At 59.7% G+C, this 16,832-nt stretch carries 13 protein-coding genes and 1 rRNA gene; 7 read left to right on the top strand and 7 right to left on the bottom strand.

The genetic code is table 11. The annotated features are described in order from the left end of the window. Positions 1-9: 9 nt before the first annotated feature. A complete protein-coding gene (locus PV407_RS17040; RefSeq protein ID WP_332091123.1) occupies positions 10-1,584 on the bottom strand; it encodes an FAD-dependent oxidoreductase in 1,575 nt (524 codons plus the stop codon). A 288-nt stretch (positions 1,585-1,872) separates the two neighbouring features. Between PV407_RS17040 and PV407_RS17035 the strand changes: the two genes are divergently transcribed. Continuing rightward, the gene (locus PV407_RS17035; RefSeq protein WP_332091122.1) at positions 1,873-2,559 is read left to right on the top strand and encodes a L,D-transpeptidase family protein; all 687 of its coding nucleotides are present in this window, start codon (positions 1,873-1,875) and stop codon (positions 2,557-2,559) included. 206 nt (positions 2,560-2,765) lie between these two features. Here PV407_RS17035 and PV407_RS17030 read toward each other — a convergent pair whose 3' ends face one another. The 3 genes from PV407_RS17030 to PV407_RS17020 form a co-directional block, all read right to left on the bottom strand. Further along, a complete protein-coding gene (locus PV407_RS17030) occupies positions 2,766-3,209 on the bottom strand; it encodes a hypothetical protein (protein WP_332091121.1) in 444 nt (147 codons plus the stop codon). 164 nt (positions 3,210-3,373) lie between these two features. Then, positions 3,374-3,898: a peptide deformylase gene (def, locus tag PV407_RS17025; protein ID WP_332091120.1), complete on the bottom strand. Its 525-nt coding sequence runs from the start codon at positions 3,896-3,898 to the stop codon at positions 3,374-3,376. A gap of 175 nt (positions 3,899-4,073) precedes the next feature. Further along, complete coding sequence (locus PV407_RS17020; RefSeq protein WP_332091119.1) at positions 4,074-4,694, bottom strand: hypothetical protein; 621 nt, start codon at positions 4,692-4,694, stop codon at positions 4,074-4,076. A 674-nt stretch (positions 4,695-5,368) separates the two neighbouring features. Between PV407_RS17020 and helD the strand changes: the two genes are divergently transcribed. Both helD and hisJ read left to right on the top strand, forming a co-directional pair. Continuing rightward, positions 5,369-7,732, top strand: a complete 2,364-nt coding sequence (helD, locus tag PV407_RS17015) for an RNA polymerase recycling motor HelD (protein WP_332091118.1) — start codon at positions 5,369-5,371, stop codon at positions 7,730-7,732. Between the two features lie 240 nt (positions 7,733-7,972). Continuing rightward, positions 7,973-8,794 carry a histidinol-phosphatase HisJ gene (gene hisJ / locus PV407_RS17010; RefSeq protein ID WP_332091117.1) on the top strand — a complete coding sequence of 274 codons (822 nt, stop codon included), beginning with the start codon at positions 7,973-7,975 and terminating at the stop codon, positions 8,792-8,794. A gap of 410 nt (positions 8,795-9,204) precedes the next feature. On the opposite strand, the gene PV407_RS17005 is transcribed toward hisJ, so the two are convergent. Beyond that, on the bottom strand, positions 9,205-10,299 hold the full coding sequence (locus PV407_RS17005; protein WP_332091116.1) for an NAD(P)H-dependent flavin oxidoreductase: 1,095 nt from the start codon (positions 10,297-10,299) through the stop codon (positions 9,205-9,207). 630 nt (positions 10,300-10,929) lie between these two features. Here PV407_RS17005 and abc-f point away from each other — a divergent pair. Continuing rightward, the gene (gene abc-f, locus PV407_RS17000) at positions 10,930-12,666 is read left to right on the top strand and encodes a ribosomal protection-like ABC-F family protein (RefSeq protein WP_332091115.1); all 1,737 of its coding nucleotides are present in this window, start codon (positions 10,930-10,932) and stop codon (positions 12,664-12,666) included. A 143-nt stretch (positions 12,667-12,809) separates the two neighbouring features. After that, positions 12,810-13,700: an EcsC family protein gene (locus PV407_RS16995; protein ID WP_442951670.1), complete on the top strand. Its 891-nt coding sequence runs from the start codon at positions 12,810-12,812 to the stop codon at positions 13,698-13,700. A gap of 51 nt (positions 13,701-13,751) precedes the next feature. Here the strand turns inward: PV407_RS16995 and PV407_RS16990 are convergent, their stop codons facing one another. Beyond that, entirely contained in the window at positions 13,752-14,735 is a 984-nt protein-coding gene (locus tag PV407_RS16990) for a hypothetical protein (protein ID WP_332091114.1), read from the bottom strand. Then, positions 14,722-15,306: a sigma-70 family RNA polymerase sigma factor gene (locus tag PV407_RS16985; protein ID WP_332091113.1), complete on the bottom strand. Its 585-nt coding sequence runs from the start codon at positions 15,304-15,306 to the stop codon at positions 14,722-14,724. Before PV407_RS16985 ends, PV407_RS16990 begins: the two co-directional genes overlap by 14 nt. 223 nt (positions 15,307-15,529) lie before the next feature. Between PV407_RS16985 and PV407_RS16980 the strand changes: the two genes are divergently transcribed. Next, positions 15,530-16,381: a MurR/RpiR family transcriptional regulator gene (locus PV407_RS16980; RefSeq protein WP_332091112.1), complete on the top strand. Its 852-nt coding sequence runs from the start codon at positions 15,530-15,532 to the stop codon at positions 16,379-16,381. A 360-nt stretch (positions 16,382-16,741) separates the two neighbouring features. After that, positions 16,742-16,832 (top strand): 16S ribosomal RNA (locus tag PV407_RS16975); the annotation flags it as partial.

The raw sequence follows: 16,832 nt of genomic DNA, 5'->3' as shown, positions 1-16,832 counted from the left end.
AAAGAACGATTATACCGGACGGGTTGCGGGCCACGACAGCTCGACGCCTTCGCGCGCGAGCAGCTGCTGGAACTGCTCGAGATCCGGCTTCGTATTGCGCACGGCGCGCGGCGAAACGCCGCGTTCGAGGCAGTAGGCGGCCAAATAGCCGGCCGATTCGCCGATGTTCCATTCGACCGGATGGAGCCGGTAGCAGCCGTTCGTAATGTGCGTCACGCCCAAATTTTTGCAGGCCGGCAGCAGGTTGTTCATGCGCACCGGAATGAGCGCGCCGAGCGGAATTTGGAACGGCAGCGACGAAATGTCGATATAATGCCGGCCTCCCGTGCTCGGGTGCAGGTCGATCCGGTAGCAGCCGATGCCGACCGAATCGGCGAACGTTTCCGCTTTGCCGTCCGGGCGGCACGCCGTAGCGACATGCTGCTCGAGAACGGTGAACTCCGCCTTGATCCGGCGCGATTCGCGGATGTACGGATACATCGCCAGGCCGTCCTCGGTGCCGACGATGTCGGGACGCAGACGAAGTCCGGGGTAGCCGTACTTGCCGTCGGGACGCGGCGCTTCCGTTTGCAGCCAGTACAGCAGCGACAAGCTGAGCTGTCTCGCGCCTTCCAGATGCTTCGCGCGCTCTTCCTCGCTGACCTCGAACACCGGACCGAGCCAGTAGTCGTTTTGCGGCCAGTTGACGAGCGTCGCGTTGCTTGCGTACGTCCCGGGGACGAAGTGCGACTTCTCGACGATTTGCCGGTAATGGAACAGCGAGTAGCGGTCCGTGCCGGGGAACAGCTCGTACTGCACCGTCTCGAGCGTATGCGGGCGGACGCCTTTCCAGCTGAGCAGCTTGTCCGGCCAGAAGTCGGCTTTGTAATTGCGCCAAAAATCGTACTGCGCCGGGCGCTCGATCGTATGGTCTTCGCCTTCGACATAATCCATGGCGAAGCAATGGGTGAAGCCCTGCATGTCGAGCGGGTCCGCTTCGCCTTCCAGCGCGTGCGGCTCGCCGGTTTGGGCTTGCGATTCCGCCCCGGTTACGTACTCGACCCCGGCCAGCGGCAGCACGTCGCCGCATTCGGTCGCGTCGATGAAGTACGGCGCGGTCAACGTTATTTGCGAGCCGGTGTCGCGATTGCGCACGACGGCCGAGACGACGCGGTCGCCTTCGGTTTCCGCGGACTCGATCGCATGGCGGGTCAAGATGGTCAGCCTGCCGCTGTGCACGTACGGCGCGACCATTTGCAGCAGCACGGCGTGCGCGGTGCGGAACTCGTGGCACAGCCGGCTGACGCCGCCGCCGCCCGGATTGAGCCGCTCGTTGGCGCGCGCCTCGGGCGTAAGGGGGAAGTGGTCGCGGTAATAGGCGCGCACTCCGTTGCGGAACTGGCGATAGCTGCGGGTGCTGCCGAATTGCTCGATCCACGGATGCTCGTCCGGCGGCACGGCTTGGCTCGTCAGCTGGCCTCCGATCCAATCGGTTTCCTCGGTCATAATGACGGAGCGTCCCATCCGGGCCGCGGCGAGCGCCGCCGCCGTTCCTCCGGTGCCTCCTCCGATAATGACGATATCCGCGTGAAGATGACGGTTCATCGGTTCGACTCCTTTTTGCCGGTAATGTCATTTCCATGTCCATGTCCAGTTTCCGCCAATGTTATTATAACGCGATGCGAAAGGCATAGATAGGTTCATTGTAAGAAAAATGACGGCGCAATCCTATGGAATACGATGACCTTTTTTGGTACTTTCGCTGTTTTTTCAGAAACGGGAGAGGGAATCGCTGGGAAGTACCCCCGGTAACGTTCGATAAAGTCTTATTCCAGACAACGTCTTCTTAGCGGCATGAATTCGGCGTATAATGGACGGACGGAAAATATGTGAATGGAACAACGAGACAGCGCAAAAAGCACGACGCATAGTAGAAGATCGAAGGGGGAGCGGCTTATGGAGGTGTGCGGCATCGAACGCACTGGTCAAATGCTCGTCGTTGAGGCGCCGGATTACGCAACGGTCCGGGCGACGCTGTCCATGTGGGAGCGGCGGAGCGAGGCGGACGGTTGGAAGCGGAGAGGAACCGCTCCCGCGGCGATCGGGCGCGGCGGGCTGTCTTTGCTGAAGCGGGAAGGAGACGGACGGACGCCCGCCGGGCGGTTCCGGATGGGCAGCGGCTTCGGCGCCGGGCCGGTTCCGGCAGGGACGTGGCCGTACCGGCTGACGGACGACCGCGACTACTGGGTAGACGATCCGCGTTCGCCGGATTACAACCGCTGGGTCCGCTACGACGGCGATCCGGCAGGCCGCTGGGCGTCGTTCGAACGGCTGTCGATTCCGCTTTATCGGAAAGCGGCCGTCATCCGCTATAACGATAGCCCGATCGTGCCGGGGCGGGGGAGCGCGATCTTTTTCCACGTCTGGAGCGGCCCCGATACCGGCTCGGCCGGCTGCGTGACGACCGCGGAGGAGCACGTGCTGCGCGTCCTCGAATGGATGGCGCCGGAGGCGGAGCCGGTCATGGCGATCGGGACGCGCCGGGAGCTGGTGCGGCTCGCGCCGTTTGCCGCGCTTTGAGGATGAACCCGCATCTTGGACAAATAACGGAACGCAGTTCCTTTAATGCCCTACATGTTTTTTATTTTACACGGATAACGGAATCTGCTTAAATCTGCTTCCGTTAATGGGGGATCATCCATATAAATATGGTTGGACGGAAGCGCTCAGCCGGTACGTTCGTATTCGTTTCGCACCCGAAGCGGGAAGCAGGACGTCGATTTCGACTAATCGGCGGCGTGACGATGCTCGTCGCCGAACCATTTGCCGAGCAGCTGCTGACAGCGACGGGGCTTTTCTTGAATGTCGTCATAGGCGAAGCGAATCACCTTCCGTCCCGCGATGACGAGATGATTTTGCCGCAACAAATTGTCCGCGAACTGCCGTCGGCTTGCATCCCGGCTATGGGGGCCGTAGCCGTCGATTTCGAAACAAACTTTGTACGGCGTCCGGATATAGGCGAAATCGAGAAAGCGCGTGCCGTCCTTGATGTCATGGACCTCGTATTCCGGATGCAAATGGTCGAAATGACCGATCGCCGGCCACCACACATGCTGAAGAAACAGCTTCTCGGCATGGCCGTGTCCCTCCTGCAGACGGCGAAGACGCTCGCTCGGGCCCATCTTCGCATGGCGCAGCAGAAAAGCTTCGTACTCGCTTTCGAATGTCATAATGCAGCTCCCTTCCTAATACAAAATAAAAAAAACACCGCATCGGCCCGAAAAGGGCTCGAACGGTGTGCTTCGATCATAGTACAGAGCGGGCGATTGGCAAGAGGGAGAAGCTCCGGGATCGGGAGGAACGTTCTCGGAAGCGACCGAATTGAGCGTGCCGCTTACCTTCCTTCCTGCGACCGCGACAGCCGGATCATGTTCAGGACGTCCAGCGGTTTGTCGTTATGCTCGCTGAACAGCTCGCCTTTCTTCACATGGTCGATATACAGCACGCCGTCCAAATGATCGATTTCGTGCTGCAAGCAAACCGCCACGTTGTCCGTGCCTTCTACGTACGCGACGTTCCCGTCGCGGTCGAGCGTCTTTACCTTGACATATTGCGCGCGCTTGACGATCCCGTATACGCCGGGAATCGATAAACAACCTTCGGCTCCGGTCTGTTCGCCGGAACGTTCGACGATAACGGGATTAATGAGCTCGATCAGCCCGGTGCCGTAATCGACGACGGCCACCCGTTTGGCGATGCCGACCTGCGGAGCGGCGAGTCCGGCGCGATTGTCGCCGGCGTGGATCGTATCCGCCAAATCGTTAAGCAGCTTAATAATATTCGGCGTAACGGCCGGTACGGGCTTGCAAACTTGCCGCAGTACCGGATCTCCGATTTGCCGGATGATTCGTTCACCCATAAGTACACGCTCCTTGCCGGTAATCTTTTCTTCCGATCTTGTATTCCTTCGTGTCGGGACGGGGAAAGCGTAATTCCCATTGCACGTTGGAGACTTTCCGCAGCGCAGCGCCTGATGACGACGGCTGAGCGACTTTTTTGCGAACGGCTTCTTTTGCGACGTTAAATATCCGCAGTTAACCGAGCTCGCCCAAAAAACGATGCAGTAACTGCTCGTTGCCGCCTACGAGCGTATACCGGTGCGTATTCCGGTCCGGGTTCTCGAAAATGCCTTCCTTGACCAGCACTTTGAACGTGACGTACACCGGAAGCCGGGGGGCGCGCTTGTATTCGCTTTTTTCGACGATCGTATCCAGTTTGCCGTTCAGCACGTCGGCCGTTTTCACGTAACCGTTTGCGCGGATTAGCGAAAGGGCGGCAAGAGCCAAATCTTTAAACAGCCAAACCGGGATCACGTTCGAGTATGCGGAACGGACGCCTTCGGTTTGCACGCGAATTTTGTCCCCGATTTGCTCCCAGCGGGTGCGGGCGGTAACGGGAAGCTGGTCGGGATCGCCTTCGTACTCCGCCGGGCCTGCATCGTCCAAGCCGTTCAGACGGTCCCACTCCTCCTTGAGCGCCATGATCTTGTGGGCGAACGCGCGAATTTGCTTGGCGTACTCGGTCTTTTCTTGAATGGCCTGCCAATCGCGCCGTTTCGCGAGCTCTCCGATTTCGTCGGCCAATTCCTCCTCGAAGGCGGCCATCCCTTCGGAAAGCTCGTCAAGCGACGAGCTGACGGCCGTCGGTTCAGGCATGCGATTCAACTCCCCAATAAAATAATTTGTAACGAAATTATATAACTGTAACGAGTATATTTCAATTATATAATTGAAATTGTTGTATTTTACAAAAGTGTCGAACGGGAATTAAGAAGCCTGCCGCCGTTTACATGAATATATGTATCCCTCGGACATAAATTGCCCGCTAATGAGCCGGGCCGAAGGTCGGGAGTCGTAGAAAGGTTTAGCATACAAAACGAAATGCATTGCTTGGAGGGACTTTTCCGCAATATGACAGGAGGGGCGCATTCGAGGCGTGTTGAGCATTTCATGAGAGTTTGGAGAAGGTGAACAAGCTGCCCGGCGCAAGAAATTTGCGAACGAATCGTACGGATCCGTTCAAAGACGTCGGACAGCGGGCTGAGGTTTATTGCATTCGAGGGAACGGACGCCGAGCCGTTAAGGCATACGTACAGTCCGGGTCGGATTGCCGTCCGGAAACTAAAAAACGGAGTCGCCGATGCGTCTCCGTTGCTCTTTTTGCATAATATCGCCTTGTATCGGGAATAACCCCGTGGTACAATGAAAAGTGATTCTCGCTCATGAAAAACGATAATCATCATATATTCCCAACATAATCATAACACAAAGGGAAGAACGTTGTCAACTCGTTTTTCGAGCGAAAAATAAGGACGAAAGGGAGCGGTGGCATGAGCGCGGAATTGAACAGGGCGGAGGAGCAGCAGAGGGTGAACCGTGTCGTCGGCATTATCGACGAGCGAATGGAGAAGCTCGGGGAGCAGGTCGGCGATCTGAAAACGGACATCGTGCAAATTCGCAAAACGTTTTGGGACGATGTAACGGTCAATTTGGAAGACGCCATCGAAGCGATCGAGACGTTCGCCAGCATGAAGCAGCAGGCGGAAGTGCTGTCGGAGCGGGAGCGCAGCCACCGCCATGCGTTCAATCAGCTGAAGGCGCTCGCGCGGCTGAAGCAGGTTCCTTATTTCGGGCGGATCGATTTTCGGGAAAAGGGCGAGCGGAATGCCGAACGCGTCTATATCGGCACGAGCTCGCTGCTCAGCGACGACGGCATGGAGTTTCTCATCTACGACTGGCGGGCGCCGGTGTCGAGCCTATATTACGATTACGGACCGGGCGAGGCGCGGTACGAAACGCCGGGCGGCACGATCGAAGGGGACATGGAACTGAAGCGCCAGTTCGTCATCCGGGACGGGGTCATTCGCAGCCTGTTCGATACGGGCGTCACGATCGGCGACGAGCTGCTCCAGGAGGTGCTCGGCAAGCAGTCGGACGCGCAGATGAAGAGCATCGTGGCGACGATCCAGCGGGAGCAAAACCGGATCATCCGCAACGAGCGGGCCCGTCTGCTGATCGTGCAGGGCGCGGCGGGCAGCGGCAAAACGTCGGCGGCGCTGCAGCGCGTCGCTTACTTGCTGTACCGGTACCGCGAAACGCTCAAAGCGGATCAAATCGTGCTGTTTTCGCCGAACCCGATGTTCAACAGCTACGTATCGACGGTGCTGCCCGAGCTCGGGGAAGAAAACATGGAGCAGACGACGTTCCAGCAATACGTCGAATACCGGCTCGGGCAATCGTTCAAGGTCGAAGACCCGTTCGAGCAGATGGAATATACGCTGACCGCGATGGAGGAGCCCGGCTACGCGGCGAGAGTGGAAGGAATCCGCTTCAAATCGTCCGCCGCCTTCATGCGCCTGCTCGACAAGTATGCGGCCTATTTGGCGACGGACGGCATACGGTTTCGCGACGTGACGTTCCGGGACCGGGTGCTCGTGTCCGCCGATCGGCTGCGGGAAAAGTTTTACGAGACGGACCGCGCCCGCACGCTTCCGAACCGGATGCAGGAGCTGTCGGAATGGCTGCTGAAGGAGCTGCGGCAGTTGGCGAAGCTGGAACGGCGCAAGCCGTGGGTCGAAGACGAAATCGAGCTGCTCGACAAGGATGCCTATATCGAAGCGTTCGAGCAGCTGCAGCGGAAAAAGCGATTTTCCGAAAACACGTTCGACGATTTCGCCCGGGAGCACGATCAGCTGGCGTTCATGGTCGTGCAAGAGCGATTCAAGCCGCTTAGAAGGGCGGCGAAACGGCTCGCCTTCATCGACGTCCCCGGCATATACCGGCAGCTGTTCGAGCGCCCGGATTTCGCCGCCTCGCTTGCGCCCGAAGACCCGCTGCCGCCGCTGTGGAGCGACATCTGCGCGCAGACGGTCGAAAGGCTCGACCGGGGCGAGCTGGGGAACGAAGACGCCGCGCCGTATTTGAACGTGCTGGAGCGGCTCGAAGGGTTTCAGACGAATACGTCCGTCCGGCACGTCTTTGTCGACGAAGCGCAGGATTACTCCGCGTTCCAATTCGCCGTGCTGCGCCGTCTGTTCCCGCGGGCGAAAATGACCGTGCTCGGCGACTTGAACCAGGCGATCTATGCGCACGCGGCCGAGGAGGACGGCTTTGCGGCGCTGGCCCGGCTGTTCGACGAGGAGGAGACGGAGAAGTTCGTATTGACGCGGAGCTACCGGTCCACGCGCGAAATCGTGGAATTTACGCGTGGGCTTATAGCGGGCGGCGAAGCGATCGAGCTGTTCAATCGGGGAGGAAGGAAGCCGGTTGTCGTCCGGACGGAGAACCGGGCTGCGCTGCCGGCCGCCGTCGCCGAACGGATTCGGCGCATGCAGGAGGAAGGACACCGCTCGATCGCCGTCATTTGCAAAACAGCGGAAGAAAGCCGGGAGGCGTACGAAGCGCTGCAGGCGCTGCTGCCGGTGAAGCTGATCGGCACGACCTCGACGACGTTCGAGCAGGGGACGGTCGTCATCCCTTCGTATTTGGCCAAAGGGGTCGAATTCGACGGCGTCGTGCTGTATGACGCATCCCGCGACCGTTACGGCCGGGAGAGCGAGCGGAAGCTGTTTTATACCGCCTGCACGCGGGCCATGCACGAGCTGCACCTTTGCTATGCGGGCGAGCGCACTCCCTTTCTGGACGGCGTATCCCCGGACGTCTACGAGGCCGAAACGGCGACGGCGCAGGCGTAACGCTCGCGGAAAAATCGGCATGGCGCGGCCGGCGGCGAAGCTGGTACAATGAATACGGAAAAACGGCCGACCGGCACGGAGCGCGATGGTGACGAAGGAAGCGCTCCTTCGGCGCCGGCTAGGACGCGTCGGATTTATTGTCGGGCCGTGCCGAACCGGCGCCCGGCGGCCGGTGTCGGCGGACCGAAAGCGGCGCCGAGGCGGGCCGTAGGCGGAGAAGACGGAGGAGAGAATCGGACGATGATCAAATGGGACGGGCATTCGCATACGAAATTTTGCAAGCACGGCCACCCGGACGAATTGGAGCGTTATTTGGACCGGGCTATCGCGCTCGGGTTCGAGCGGTATTCCGTCACGGAGCATCCGCCTTTGCCGGAGAAGCTCGTGCCCGACGAAGGGCTGATGGCGGAGCTGGCGATGGACTTCGCGGAAATGCCGGCCTATTTCGAATACGTGCGCGACTGCAAAAACCGGTATGAAGGGCGGATCGACGTCGCGGTCGGGCTCGAGATCGATTATTTGCACGATAATTTCGCGTTTACGCAGCGGGTCGCGGAGCCGTGGGCGGACCTGTTGGAGGATTGCGTCGTATCGGTCCATTACTTGCCCGGCCGCGGCGGCATGCGCTGCATCGATTACAAGCCCGACGATTTCAAGACGAATTTGCTCGACTATTACGGCTCGATGGAAAAGGTCGTCGGCGAATATTTCGACCACGTCGAGCTGGCGATCGAAAGCGCGATCCGATTGCCGGGACGGAAGCGGCTCGGCCATATCGGGCTGATCGAGAAGTTCGGCCGCGCGCTGCCGCCGATCGACGAGGAGCAGGTGCGCGAGAGGCTGGAGCGGGTCGTTCCGCTGCTCGCACGGACCGGCGTCGGCGTCGACGTGAACACGGCCGGTCTGCGCGTGGAGACATGCGGCAAGCCGTACGTTCCGGAATGGTTCATCCGCGTTTGTACGGCCGCCGGCATCGAATGCGTGTACGGCTCCGATTCCCATAAGCCGGAGCAGGTCGGCCTCGGATGGGACTATTTCGAGCAGGCGATGCGCGGCGCGTGAAGCGAGAACAAGCAAGGTAGCAAGGGGGGCGACGGCGCAAGGGTGAGGGCGCAGGCTTCATGCCGCCGTCGCCCGGTTCCGACTTCGGCTGTGGAGCGGGCGGTCTCCGATCGTTAATGAACTTTATTTTCTTAATAAGGAACCTCATTTTCTTAGTTGTCCGCTAATACGAAAATGTTGTGCGATACAAAACGATAGTTCACTATTCATATACTTAGTGGCATTAATAGTGAACTAAAATTCCTTCATTGCACGTTGCCCGGCATTTCGGGCGAATTAGCGCAGGTGAAGGTGGCTAATTGGGAAGTTTCGTTCGTTAACGGTTCGGCGCAGCAACCTCCAAAGTCGAAAAGGCCCGATAAAGGAGCATATGACTGCTCACTTTATCGGGCCTTTTGCGCTGCGGATCATTACGGCGTCCCCGGGGCAAGCAGGCGGCGGGCTTGCTCCGCGATCTCGCGGACGATTTGCGCCGCCGGCGTTTCGCGGGTGAGCAGGCGGGGCGCCTGCCCGCACCAAAGCGACATGTACCCGGCGTCGCCTTGCCGAGCCGCCGCTTGGCGCAGCGGGCCGGTCGCGCTGTTTTGGCTCGGGAACGGCAGCGGCTCGACGCCGGCCCGCTCCGTTTCCTCGATGAACCGGTTCCGCAGCGAGCGCGCGGGCCGGCCCGAAAACCAGCGGGTGACGACGGTGTCGTCCTCCGCGCTCGCCAGCAGCGCCTCCTTGTAGGCGCGATGGGCGCCGGATTCGGCCGCGGTCAAAAACCGCGTGCCGAGCTGCGCCCCTTGCGCCCCAAGGAGCAGCGCCGCGGCGAGGCCGCGGCCGTCCATCACGCCTCCGGCGGCGACGACGGGCACGTTCGCCCGATCCGCAATTTGCGGAACGAGCGAAAACGTGCCCACGAGGGCCCCGTACGGGCGACGTTCGACGTCGAACGTGCCCCGGTGGCCCCCGGCGTCGCCGCCCTGCGCGATGAGGACGTCGCAGCCCGCCGCTTCGGCGAGCCGCGCCTCCTCCACCGTCGTCACCATCGTGGCGACGAGCCGGCCCGCATCGCGCGCCGCGCGCCCGAACGGCTCGGGGAGCGGACCGAACGCCGTGCTGATGACGGGGACGTCCTCTTCCAGCAGCACGGCGAACTGCCGCTCCAGCCGATCGGGCGTGGGCATCGGCTCCAGGCCGGCCCGCGGCGGCACGCCGAGCTCCGCGCCGAGCCGGTCGAGCACCGGCTGCACTTCGGCGTACCGCGAGTAATCGTCCCGCATCGCGACGACGAACAAATTGACGCCGAACGGCTTCGCCGTCAGGCGCCGGATCGCGCGAACCGCTTCGCGGATCGCCTCCGGCTCCATGTAGGCGGCGCCGAGCGTGCCGAGGCCTCCGGCCTCCGATACGGCGGCGACGAGCTCCGGCGTCGTCGGCCCGCCGGCCATGCCGGCCTGCACGATCGGCAGCTCGATGCCGAGCAGCCGGCAAAGCGGGGTGTACAGCGGATCCTGGGACATAAGCGAAACCTCCTAAGAAAGGATTGAAACGGGTCGGAACGTATAGCGTACTTTTCGCGGGCCGGAAATCGGCGTCCAACGAATCGACAGGCGGATAGGGACCGATTTGCCCCGGACGACGGACGTTTTGCTGCCTGCCGTCCGGCCGCGTTCCAAGCGCGACCAAGGTGTCCCGCCCCGAAACCGGGCGTTTGACAAAAGGATTCCATTCCCATTATACTGTGAGCAAGCCGCAGCGCCAAAACAAAGCGGCGGCTAATCGAAGGAAAGGGCAAGGTATTTGACGGAAATGGATCATGTATCTCTGTCGTAAGGCAAAGCGCATTGGATCATACCGAACGATGATTCTAATTCGAATTGACCCGGAGATTGGGATACGTCTGTCCATACGACCGAATACACGTCCTTCGCCGATACCGCACCCGCATAGCCGAACCGGCCCGTTTCGCGCCGTTGGTCGGACGATGGCGCGACCTTTTCGTCCGGATGCGTCCGCAGCCGGATGAGACGGAAGCGAATCGATACGGCACGCGCGTATTCGGCTGCGCCGCTGGTTGCAAGGCGGTTTGCGTCGGTATATGGAAAACGGAAAACGACCAATCCTCTCCGGGTACGGGGAGGTTTTTTTGTATGTTAAGACTGGAAGCGAATCAGCTCGAACGCCGCATCGGCGACCGGCTGTTGTTTCGGATCGAAGGGACGCTGCGCCTGTACGAGGGCGAGCGGGTCGGCCTTGTCGGCGAAAACGGCGCAGGCAAAACGACGCTGCTTTCCGTTCTGGCGGGCCTGGCGGAGCCGGACGGAGGATCGGTCGCGCGGCACGGCACGGCTGCCTTCGTTCGGCAGATAGACCCGGCCGATCCGGAGCTTGCCGAGTCGAACGAGGAGGAATCGGCGGCGCCGGAGGCGTACGCCACCATGAGCGGCGGGGAACGCACGCGCTGGAAATGGCGGCAGGCGATGCGCAAGCAGGCGGCGCTTCTGTTCGCCGACGAGCCGACGAGCCATCTCGACACGGACGGAGCGGCGGAAGTGGAGGAGCAGCTGCGGACGTACTCCGGGACCGTGATGCTCATTTCGCACGACCGGATGCTGCTGGATGCGGTGTGCACCCGCATTCTCGAGCTGGAGGACGGGCGGCTCCGCGACTATGCCGGCAATTTTTCCGACTATATGCGGCAGAAGGAACAGCGGCGCGAACGCGAATGGTTCGAATACGAGCAGTACGCGAAGGAGAAAAGGCGGCTCGAGCAGGCGGCCGTCGAAAAAGCGGAACAGGCGAAAAGCATGAAGAAGGAACGAACGGGCAAGACGAACAGCGAAGCGCGGCTTGGCAAAGACCGGTTCAACCGGCGCAAGGCAAAAGTCGAGAAAACGGTGCAGACGATTCACAAGCGCATCGAACAGCTGGAGGTCAAGGAAAAGCCGAAAATTCGCGAGCAGCCCGTTTTCGATATCCGGTACCATACGCCGATTCACGCCAAGGAGGCGATCCGGATCGACCGTCTCGAACGGTCGTTCGGCGAGAGGCTGTTGTTCCGTCCGTTTTCCTGCAGCATCGCCCCCGGCATGCGGCTCGGCATCGTCGGTCCGAACGGCTGCGGCAAAACGACGCTGCTGCAAATGATTTTTCGGCAGGAGGCCGGCGTACGGCTTGCCGCGGCGAGCAAGATCGGCTATTTCGACCAACGGCTGGACGGCTTGCGAAACGATCGCACCGTACTGGAGCAGGTCGCGGAGACGAGCGACTATCCGGAGGCGAATATCCGCACCGCGCTCGCGCGCATGCTGATGAAGCGGGACGACGTATTCAAGCCGGCCGGCGTCTTGAGCGGCGGAGAGAAAGTCAAGGCGGTGCTCGCCAAGCTGTTTATGGCGAACTACAACGTGCTGCTGCTCGACGAGCCGACCAACTATTTGGACATTTTCGCCAGGGAGAAGCTGGCGGAGGTGCTGCGGGAATACCCGGGGACGATTTTGTTTTGCTCGCACGACCGGCATTTTTTGAACGAAGTGGCGACCCATCTGCTCGTTATGGAAAACGGGACGTGGACGTTCGAATACGGCGGATTCGCGGAGTATCGGGAACGGAAACGAAAACGCGAATCGGGCGAACGGTCCGCCGGAGGCTCGGACAATCGGGAAAGGGCAGCTTCCGGCGAGCCGGCCGGACGGGCGGACGCGGAGAAAGCCGATGAGGCTGCGGGCTTGTCCGCCGCGGAACGCGAGGCGGAAACGATGCGTCTCGAGCTGGAGCTGACCGGCTTGCTCGGCCGTTTGTCCGCTCCGGGCAAACACGATTCGAAGGAGCAGCTCGAGGACGCTTACGCCCGTTTGATGCGCCGGTTAAAGGTATTGAAGCGGTAGCTGGATCGTTTGTTCCGACCGTCGGTGTCCGTTATTCCTGCATGCTATCCGCGAAACGGTGCCGCCGCGAACGATATTTTTGTTGAGCCGGAATGGCTTCCGATCCGTATAGCATACTAGAACAAAGACAGGAGTGGTGAGCGATGACGTTGCTTTCGGACGAAGCTGCCGGCTTTGCGGACGAATCCGGCGGGCCGCGCGCGGACGTGCGTGCCGCGGAAACGAAGGAATGGCTGGAGCGGGAGCTCGAGTCGGTCGCCCGTTGGGAGCGCGGGCAAAAAGATATTTGGTTTTGGGAAAAAATCGGCCGCATTCCGTTCATGCTGCTGGACAAACTAACGCCCAAAACGGTGCGGAACAAAATCGGCCAAGCGATCGACGAGCTGGGCGGCTACGTGCAGACGGGCGGGCGCTATCTCGTTTCGGAAAAAACGGTGCTCGACGCGCTTCGCCGCGCCGCGGAGGAAAACGGCCTGCGCGATGCGGCTGCGGCTCCGGCTTCGGCTGCCGAAGCGGGACGGCTGCCGCTTGCGATCATGGACCGCGCCGCCGACCGGCTGGCGGAAAGCCGCAAAACGTTCGCCGCCGTCCAGGGCGCGACGACCGGATTCGGCGGGCTGTTTACGCTGGCGATCGATATTCCCGCCCTGCTCGGCTTGTCGCTGAAGGTGCTGCAGGAAACGGCGATTTGCTACGGCTTCGATCCGAACGATCCGCGGGAGCGGGTGTTTATCGTCAAATGCTTGCAGTTCAGCTCGTCCGATATCGTCGGCAAACGGGCGGTGCTCGAAGATCTGGCGTCGGCGGACGCCGGGGCGAAGGATCGGGAGCTGGCCTCGGAGCTGCAAGGTTGGCGGGAGGTGCTCGCGACGTACCGGGACAATTTCGGCTGGAAGAAGCTGTTCCAGCTCGTTCCGATCGCGGGGATGCTGTTCGGTGCGCTGCTCAACAAAAGCGCGGTGAGCGACGTGGCGGAAGTCGGCAAAATGATGTATAGGAAACGGGTCCTGCTGCGCAGGCTCCGGCAATCTTAACGCGAAAACACCCCGGCGCCTGTCTTGGCGCCGGGGGTTTGCTTTTATAGGTCACTCCATATTTCGGGCGATCGCAACCAAATCGTTCTTTGTCATATCGGGCGCATCCGCAGAGAGCTGATACAGGATCGTGGTCCCGTTTTTTTGTTCCGACCACGAGAGCGATTGCATGCGTCCCGTCGGGCTGAAGAAGTGGTCGGCGTTATATGAATAGACCGCATCGACGCCGTTCACGTCGAGTTTTTCGGCGACAGTCATACCGCCTGTTTTCACGTCCATCGCGACTTTCGTATCGGGCGGAACGCTCATCCAGCTGACGATGATTTCCCCGCCCGCTTTCGTTTTTATAACCAGATTCGGTATGTCGATTCCCGGGTACGGGGGATGCCCGCCTTTGCCGATTATGATCCACGACACGGCATCCTCGCTCTTTTGCGCCTCTTTCTTCAGTTTGCTCCCGTATCGGTCGGCCCATTCGGCCGTAACGGCTTCGATCGGAAACTGCGTTCTCCCGCCGGCAATCTTGTAGCCCTCGGGGAGCCGCTGCGGCATTTTCCAGGCTGCGTCGAACTTGACGGCTTTTTTCCATTCCGCGATGTCCGTATATAACCGCGGCTTCGATACACTGATCAGGGGAGGCAGTTTTTCCTCGTCCAGCAAACGGATGAACGTTACGGCCTTTTCGTCCTCGCCGAGCTTGCCTTGGACGAATGCAACCGCTTCGTAAATTTGTTTGCCCGACGCATGCTTCAGCGCAATCGTCGGATCGGCCGTCATCGAATAACGGAAATTTTCCGTACTCATTCGATAAACGGTCGTCGAAGCGTAGGCGAGGCTTCCGAACAATAGGAGCGCGAGCGCGATGGTGGCCGTCCGTCTGCCGAAAGCCGATCTGGCGCGGCGGCGCGTTTTAGCCGGTTGGGTGCCGATATGGCGCTCGAATAGCCCGGCGACGCGTTCGTCCAGACTCGCCGGCGGCATAACGGCTGCGGCGCGTCTATGAAATATCCGTTTCAACTCGTTATCCGTCTGCATGAATATATTCCTCCTTCATATATTCGGGTTGGCGCACCGATAGACGGAGCTTTTTCAGAGCCAGATGATGCCGCGACTTTACCGTTCCCGTCGGGATGTTCAAGATCCCCGCGATTTCTTCCAGACTGCAGTCTTGATAGTAGCGGAGGACGATGACGGTTTTCAGCTTGAACGGCAAATTTTCGATGGACGCCCACAGCTCTTCCGCCCTTTCGTCCCGCACCACTTCGTCGGCGGCGTCTTCGTGCGCCTCTTCGAGCGACATCGACCTGCGCCTTTCGAACAACCGGAATAAGCGCCATTGCTTCCTGTTCCAGCTGTGCACTTGGCGGACCGTCAATCCGTTCAACCAGGACCGGAACGGCTGGCCATCGTTATAGCTCGGCAAGCAGCGCAGGAGCTCCATATAAATCTCGCTGACTACGTCCGCGGCGTCTTGCTTTTGCTTTAATAGAAAATAGACAGTCCGGTATACCTGGTCGCGGGTCGCTTCATACAATCGGGCGAACGAATCGGGATCTCCGTCTCGTATGCGTTGCAGCAATTCGTTTATAGACTGTTGTTGGTTCATCGGGGGCCGGCCTCCTTCGCCTTATATTGGTTCCGACTCGACTAAAGGTTCACTGCCCGATTCGCGGTCATCGATTTTGTGGCGAAAGTCCCGGAAATTGTATTGCGCCGGCCGTACCGTTCGGTTAAGCTAGATTTTAGACCCGGTGGCCTTGTCCGAAGCGAAACGACCGGCATCGGCGCGAACGGGCGGAATTATAGAAACAAAGAAACGAGTGATCGCGATGAACGGCGGGCTTGTGGCGATGAAAGCCATATTGGATCAATTGAAACCGTCCGAACGAAAAGCTGCGGATTATATACTGGAGCATCCGAAAGACGTCGTCAAGCTGTCCGTGCAGAAGCTGGCGGAATACAGCGGCGTCTCCGAAGCGACGATTATCCGGCTGACGAAGACGATGAATATGAAAGGGTTTCAGGAGCTGAAGCTGCGCATCGCCGGCGATCTGAGCTCGAACATTCCGACCGGAACGTACGAGGAAATCAAGATGGGCGCGTCCGTCGAAGAAATTATTCAGGCGGTCAGCAACAATAACAAGCAATCGATTCAGGATACGGTGTCGGTGCTCTCGTTGGAAGAAGTGGAGCGGGCCGCCGAAGCGCTGTCCAAAGCGCGAAAAATCGACGTATACGGCATGGGGGCGTCGGCCGTCATCGCGCAGGATTTGCACCAGAAGCTGAACCGGATCAATTGGTGGTGCCAGGCATACGCCGATTTCCATGCGCAATTGACGTCCGCCGTTACGCTGACGGAGCGCGACGTTGCGTTCGGCATCTCGTATTCGGGGCAAACGAACGAAATTATCGAAACGTTGACGGAAGCGAAGCAGCAGGGCGCCACGATCATTACGCTGACGAAATTCGGTTCTTCGCCCGTGGCGGAATTGGGCGACATCCGGTTGTTTACGAGCTCCGTCGAGCAAAGCATCCGAAGCGGGGCGATGGCGTCGCGAATCGCGCAGCTGAACGTCATCGACATTTTGTTCATTACGATCGCGAGCCGGCAGCAGGATAAAGTCATTCCGCTGCTCGATAAAACGAGGCTCGCCGTCGGGCGGCGCACGAAGCGTTCCTGATCGGTTCGGCGTCAAAAAAATACCATTTGTAATGGCGGGGCAAACGTGGTATATTATTCATCGTTGTCTTTGCAAAACGCGTCGGACCTTGTCTGTGCCTGACGGTAAGCCATTACCCTGGTCTGGAAAATAGTTTCGGTTGCATTTTGAGAGACGATGTGGTAAGATATGGTTCCATCGCCCGAGTCGCAAGATTCGAAGCGCTGGCCAGAAAATAACAGTTGCGCATCGATGCGAGAGTATGATATAGTAATTCTCGCTGTCGCAACAAAAGTTGCTCTTTGAAAACTGCACAACGAGTGAAAAGCAAACACGCAAGTGTATGTAATGAGCAAATCGGCTCATCTAATAAGCAACACCTTATTGGAGAGTTTGATCCTGGCTCAGGACGAACGCTGGCGGCGTGCCTAATACATGCAAGTCGAGCGGACCTTTCGGGGTCAGCGGCGGA

The organism is Paenibacillus sp. GYB003, from assembly GCF_036577625.1.
In the GTDB taxonomy this organism is placed as follows: domain Bacteria; phylum Bacillota; class Bacilli; order Paenibacillales; family NBRC-103111; genus Paenibacillus_AB.
Note: the sequence above shows the minus strand (reverse complement) of the source record. Positions and strands in the feature narration are given on the sequence as shown.

Bases quoted from the DNA above. Each gene is read 5' to 3' on its own strand.
- PV407_RS16980 (WP_332091112.1), top strand. From the start codon at position 15,530: ATGAACGGCGGGCTTGTGGCGATGAAAGCCATATTGGATCAATTGAAA.
- hisJ (WP_332091117.1), top strand. From the start codon at position 7,973: ATGATCAAATGGGACGGGCATTCGCATACGAAATTTTGCAAGCACGGC.
- abc-f (WP_332091115.1), top strand. From the start codon at position 10,930: ATGTTAAGACTGGAAGCGAATCAGCTCGAACGCCGCATCGGCGACCGG.
- PV407_RS17035 (WP_332091122.1), top strand. From the start codon at position 1,873: ATGGAACAACGAGACAGCGCAAAAAGCACGACGCATAGTAGAAGATCG.
- PV407_RS16990 (WP_332091114.1), bottom strand. From the start codon at position 14,735: ATGCAGACGGATAACGAGTTGAAACGGATATTTCATAGACGCGCCGCA.
- PV407_RS17020 (WP_332091119.1), bottom strand. From the start codon at position 4,694: ATGCCTGAACCGACGGCCGTCAGCTCGTCGCTTGACGAGCTTTCCGAA.
- PV407_RS16995 (WP_442951670.1), top strand. From the start codon at position 12,810: ATGACGTTGCTTTCGGACGAAGCTGCCGGCTTTGCGGACGAATCCGGC.
- helD (WP_332091118.1), top strand. From the start codon at position 5,369: ATGAGCGCGGAATTGAACAGGGCGGAGGAGCAGCAGAGGGTGAACCGT.
- def (WP_332091120.1), bottom strand. From the start codon at position 3,898: ATGGGTGAACGAATCATCCGGCAAATCGGAGATCCGGTACTGCGGCAA.
- PV407_RS17030 (WP_332091121.1), bottom strand. From the start codon at position 3,209: ATGACATTCGAAAGCGAGTACGAAGCTTTTCTGCTGCGCCATGCGAAG.
- PV407_RS16985 (WP_332091113.1), bottom strand. From the start codon at position 15,306: ATGAACCAACAACAGTCTATAAACGAATTGCTGCAACGCATACGAGAC.
- PV407_RS17040 (WP_332091123.1), bottom strand. From the start codon at position 1,584: ATGAACCGTCATCTTCACGCGGATATCGTCATTATCGGAGGAGGCACC.
- PV407_RS17005 (WP_332091116.1), bottom strand. From the start codon at position 10,299: ATGTCCCAGGATCCGCTGTACACCCCGCTTTGCCGGCTGCTCGGCATC.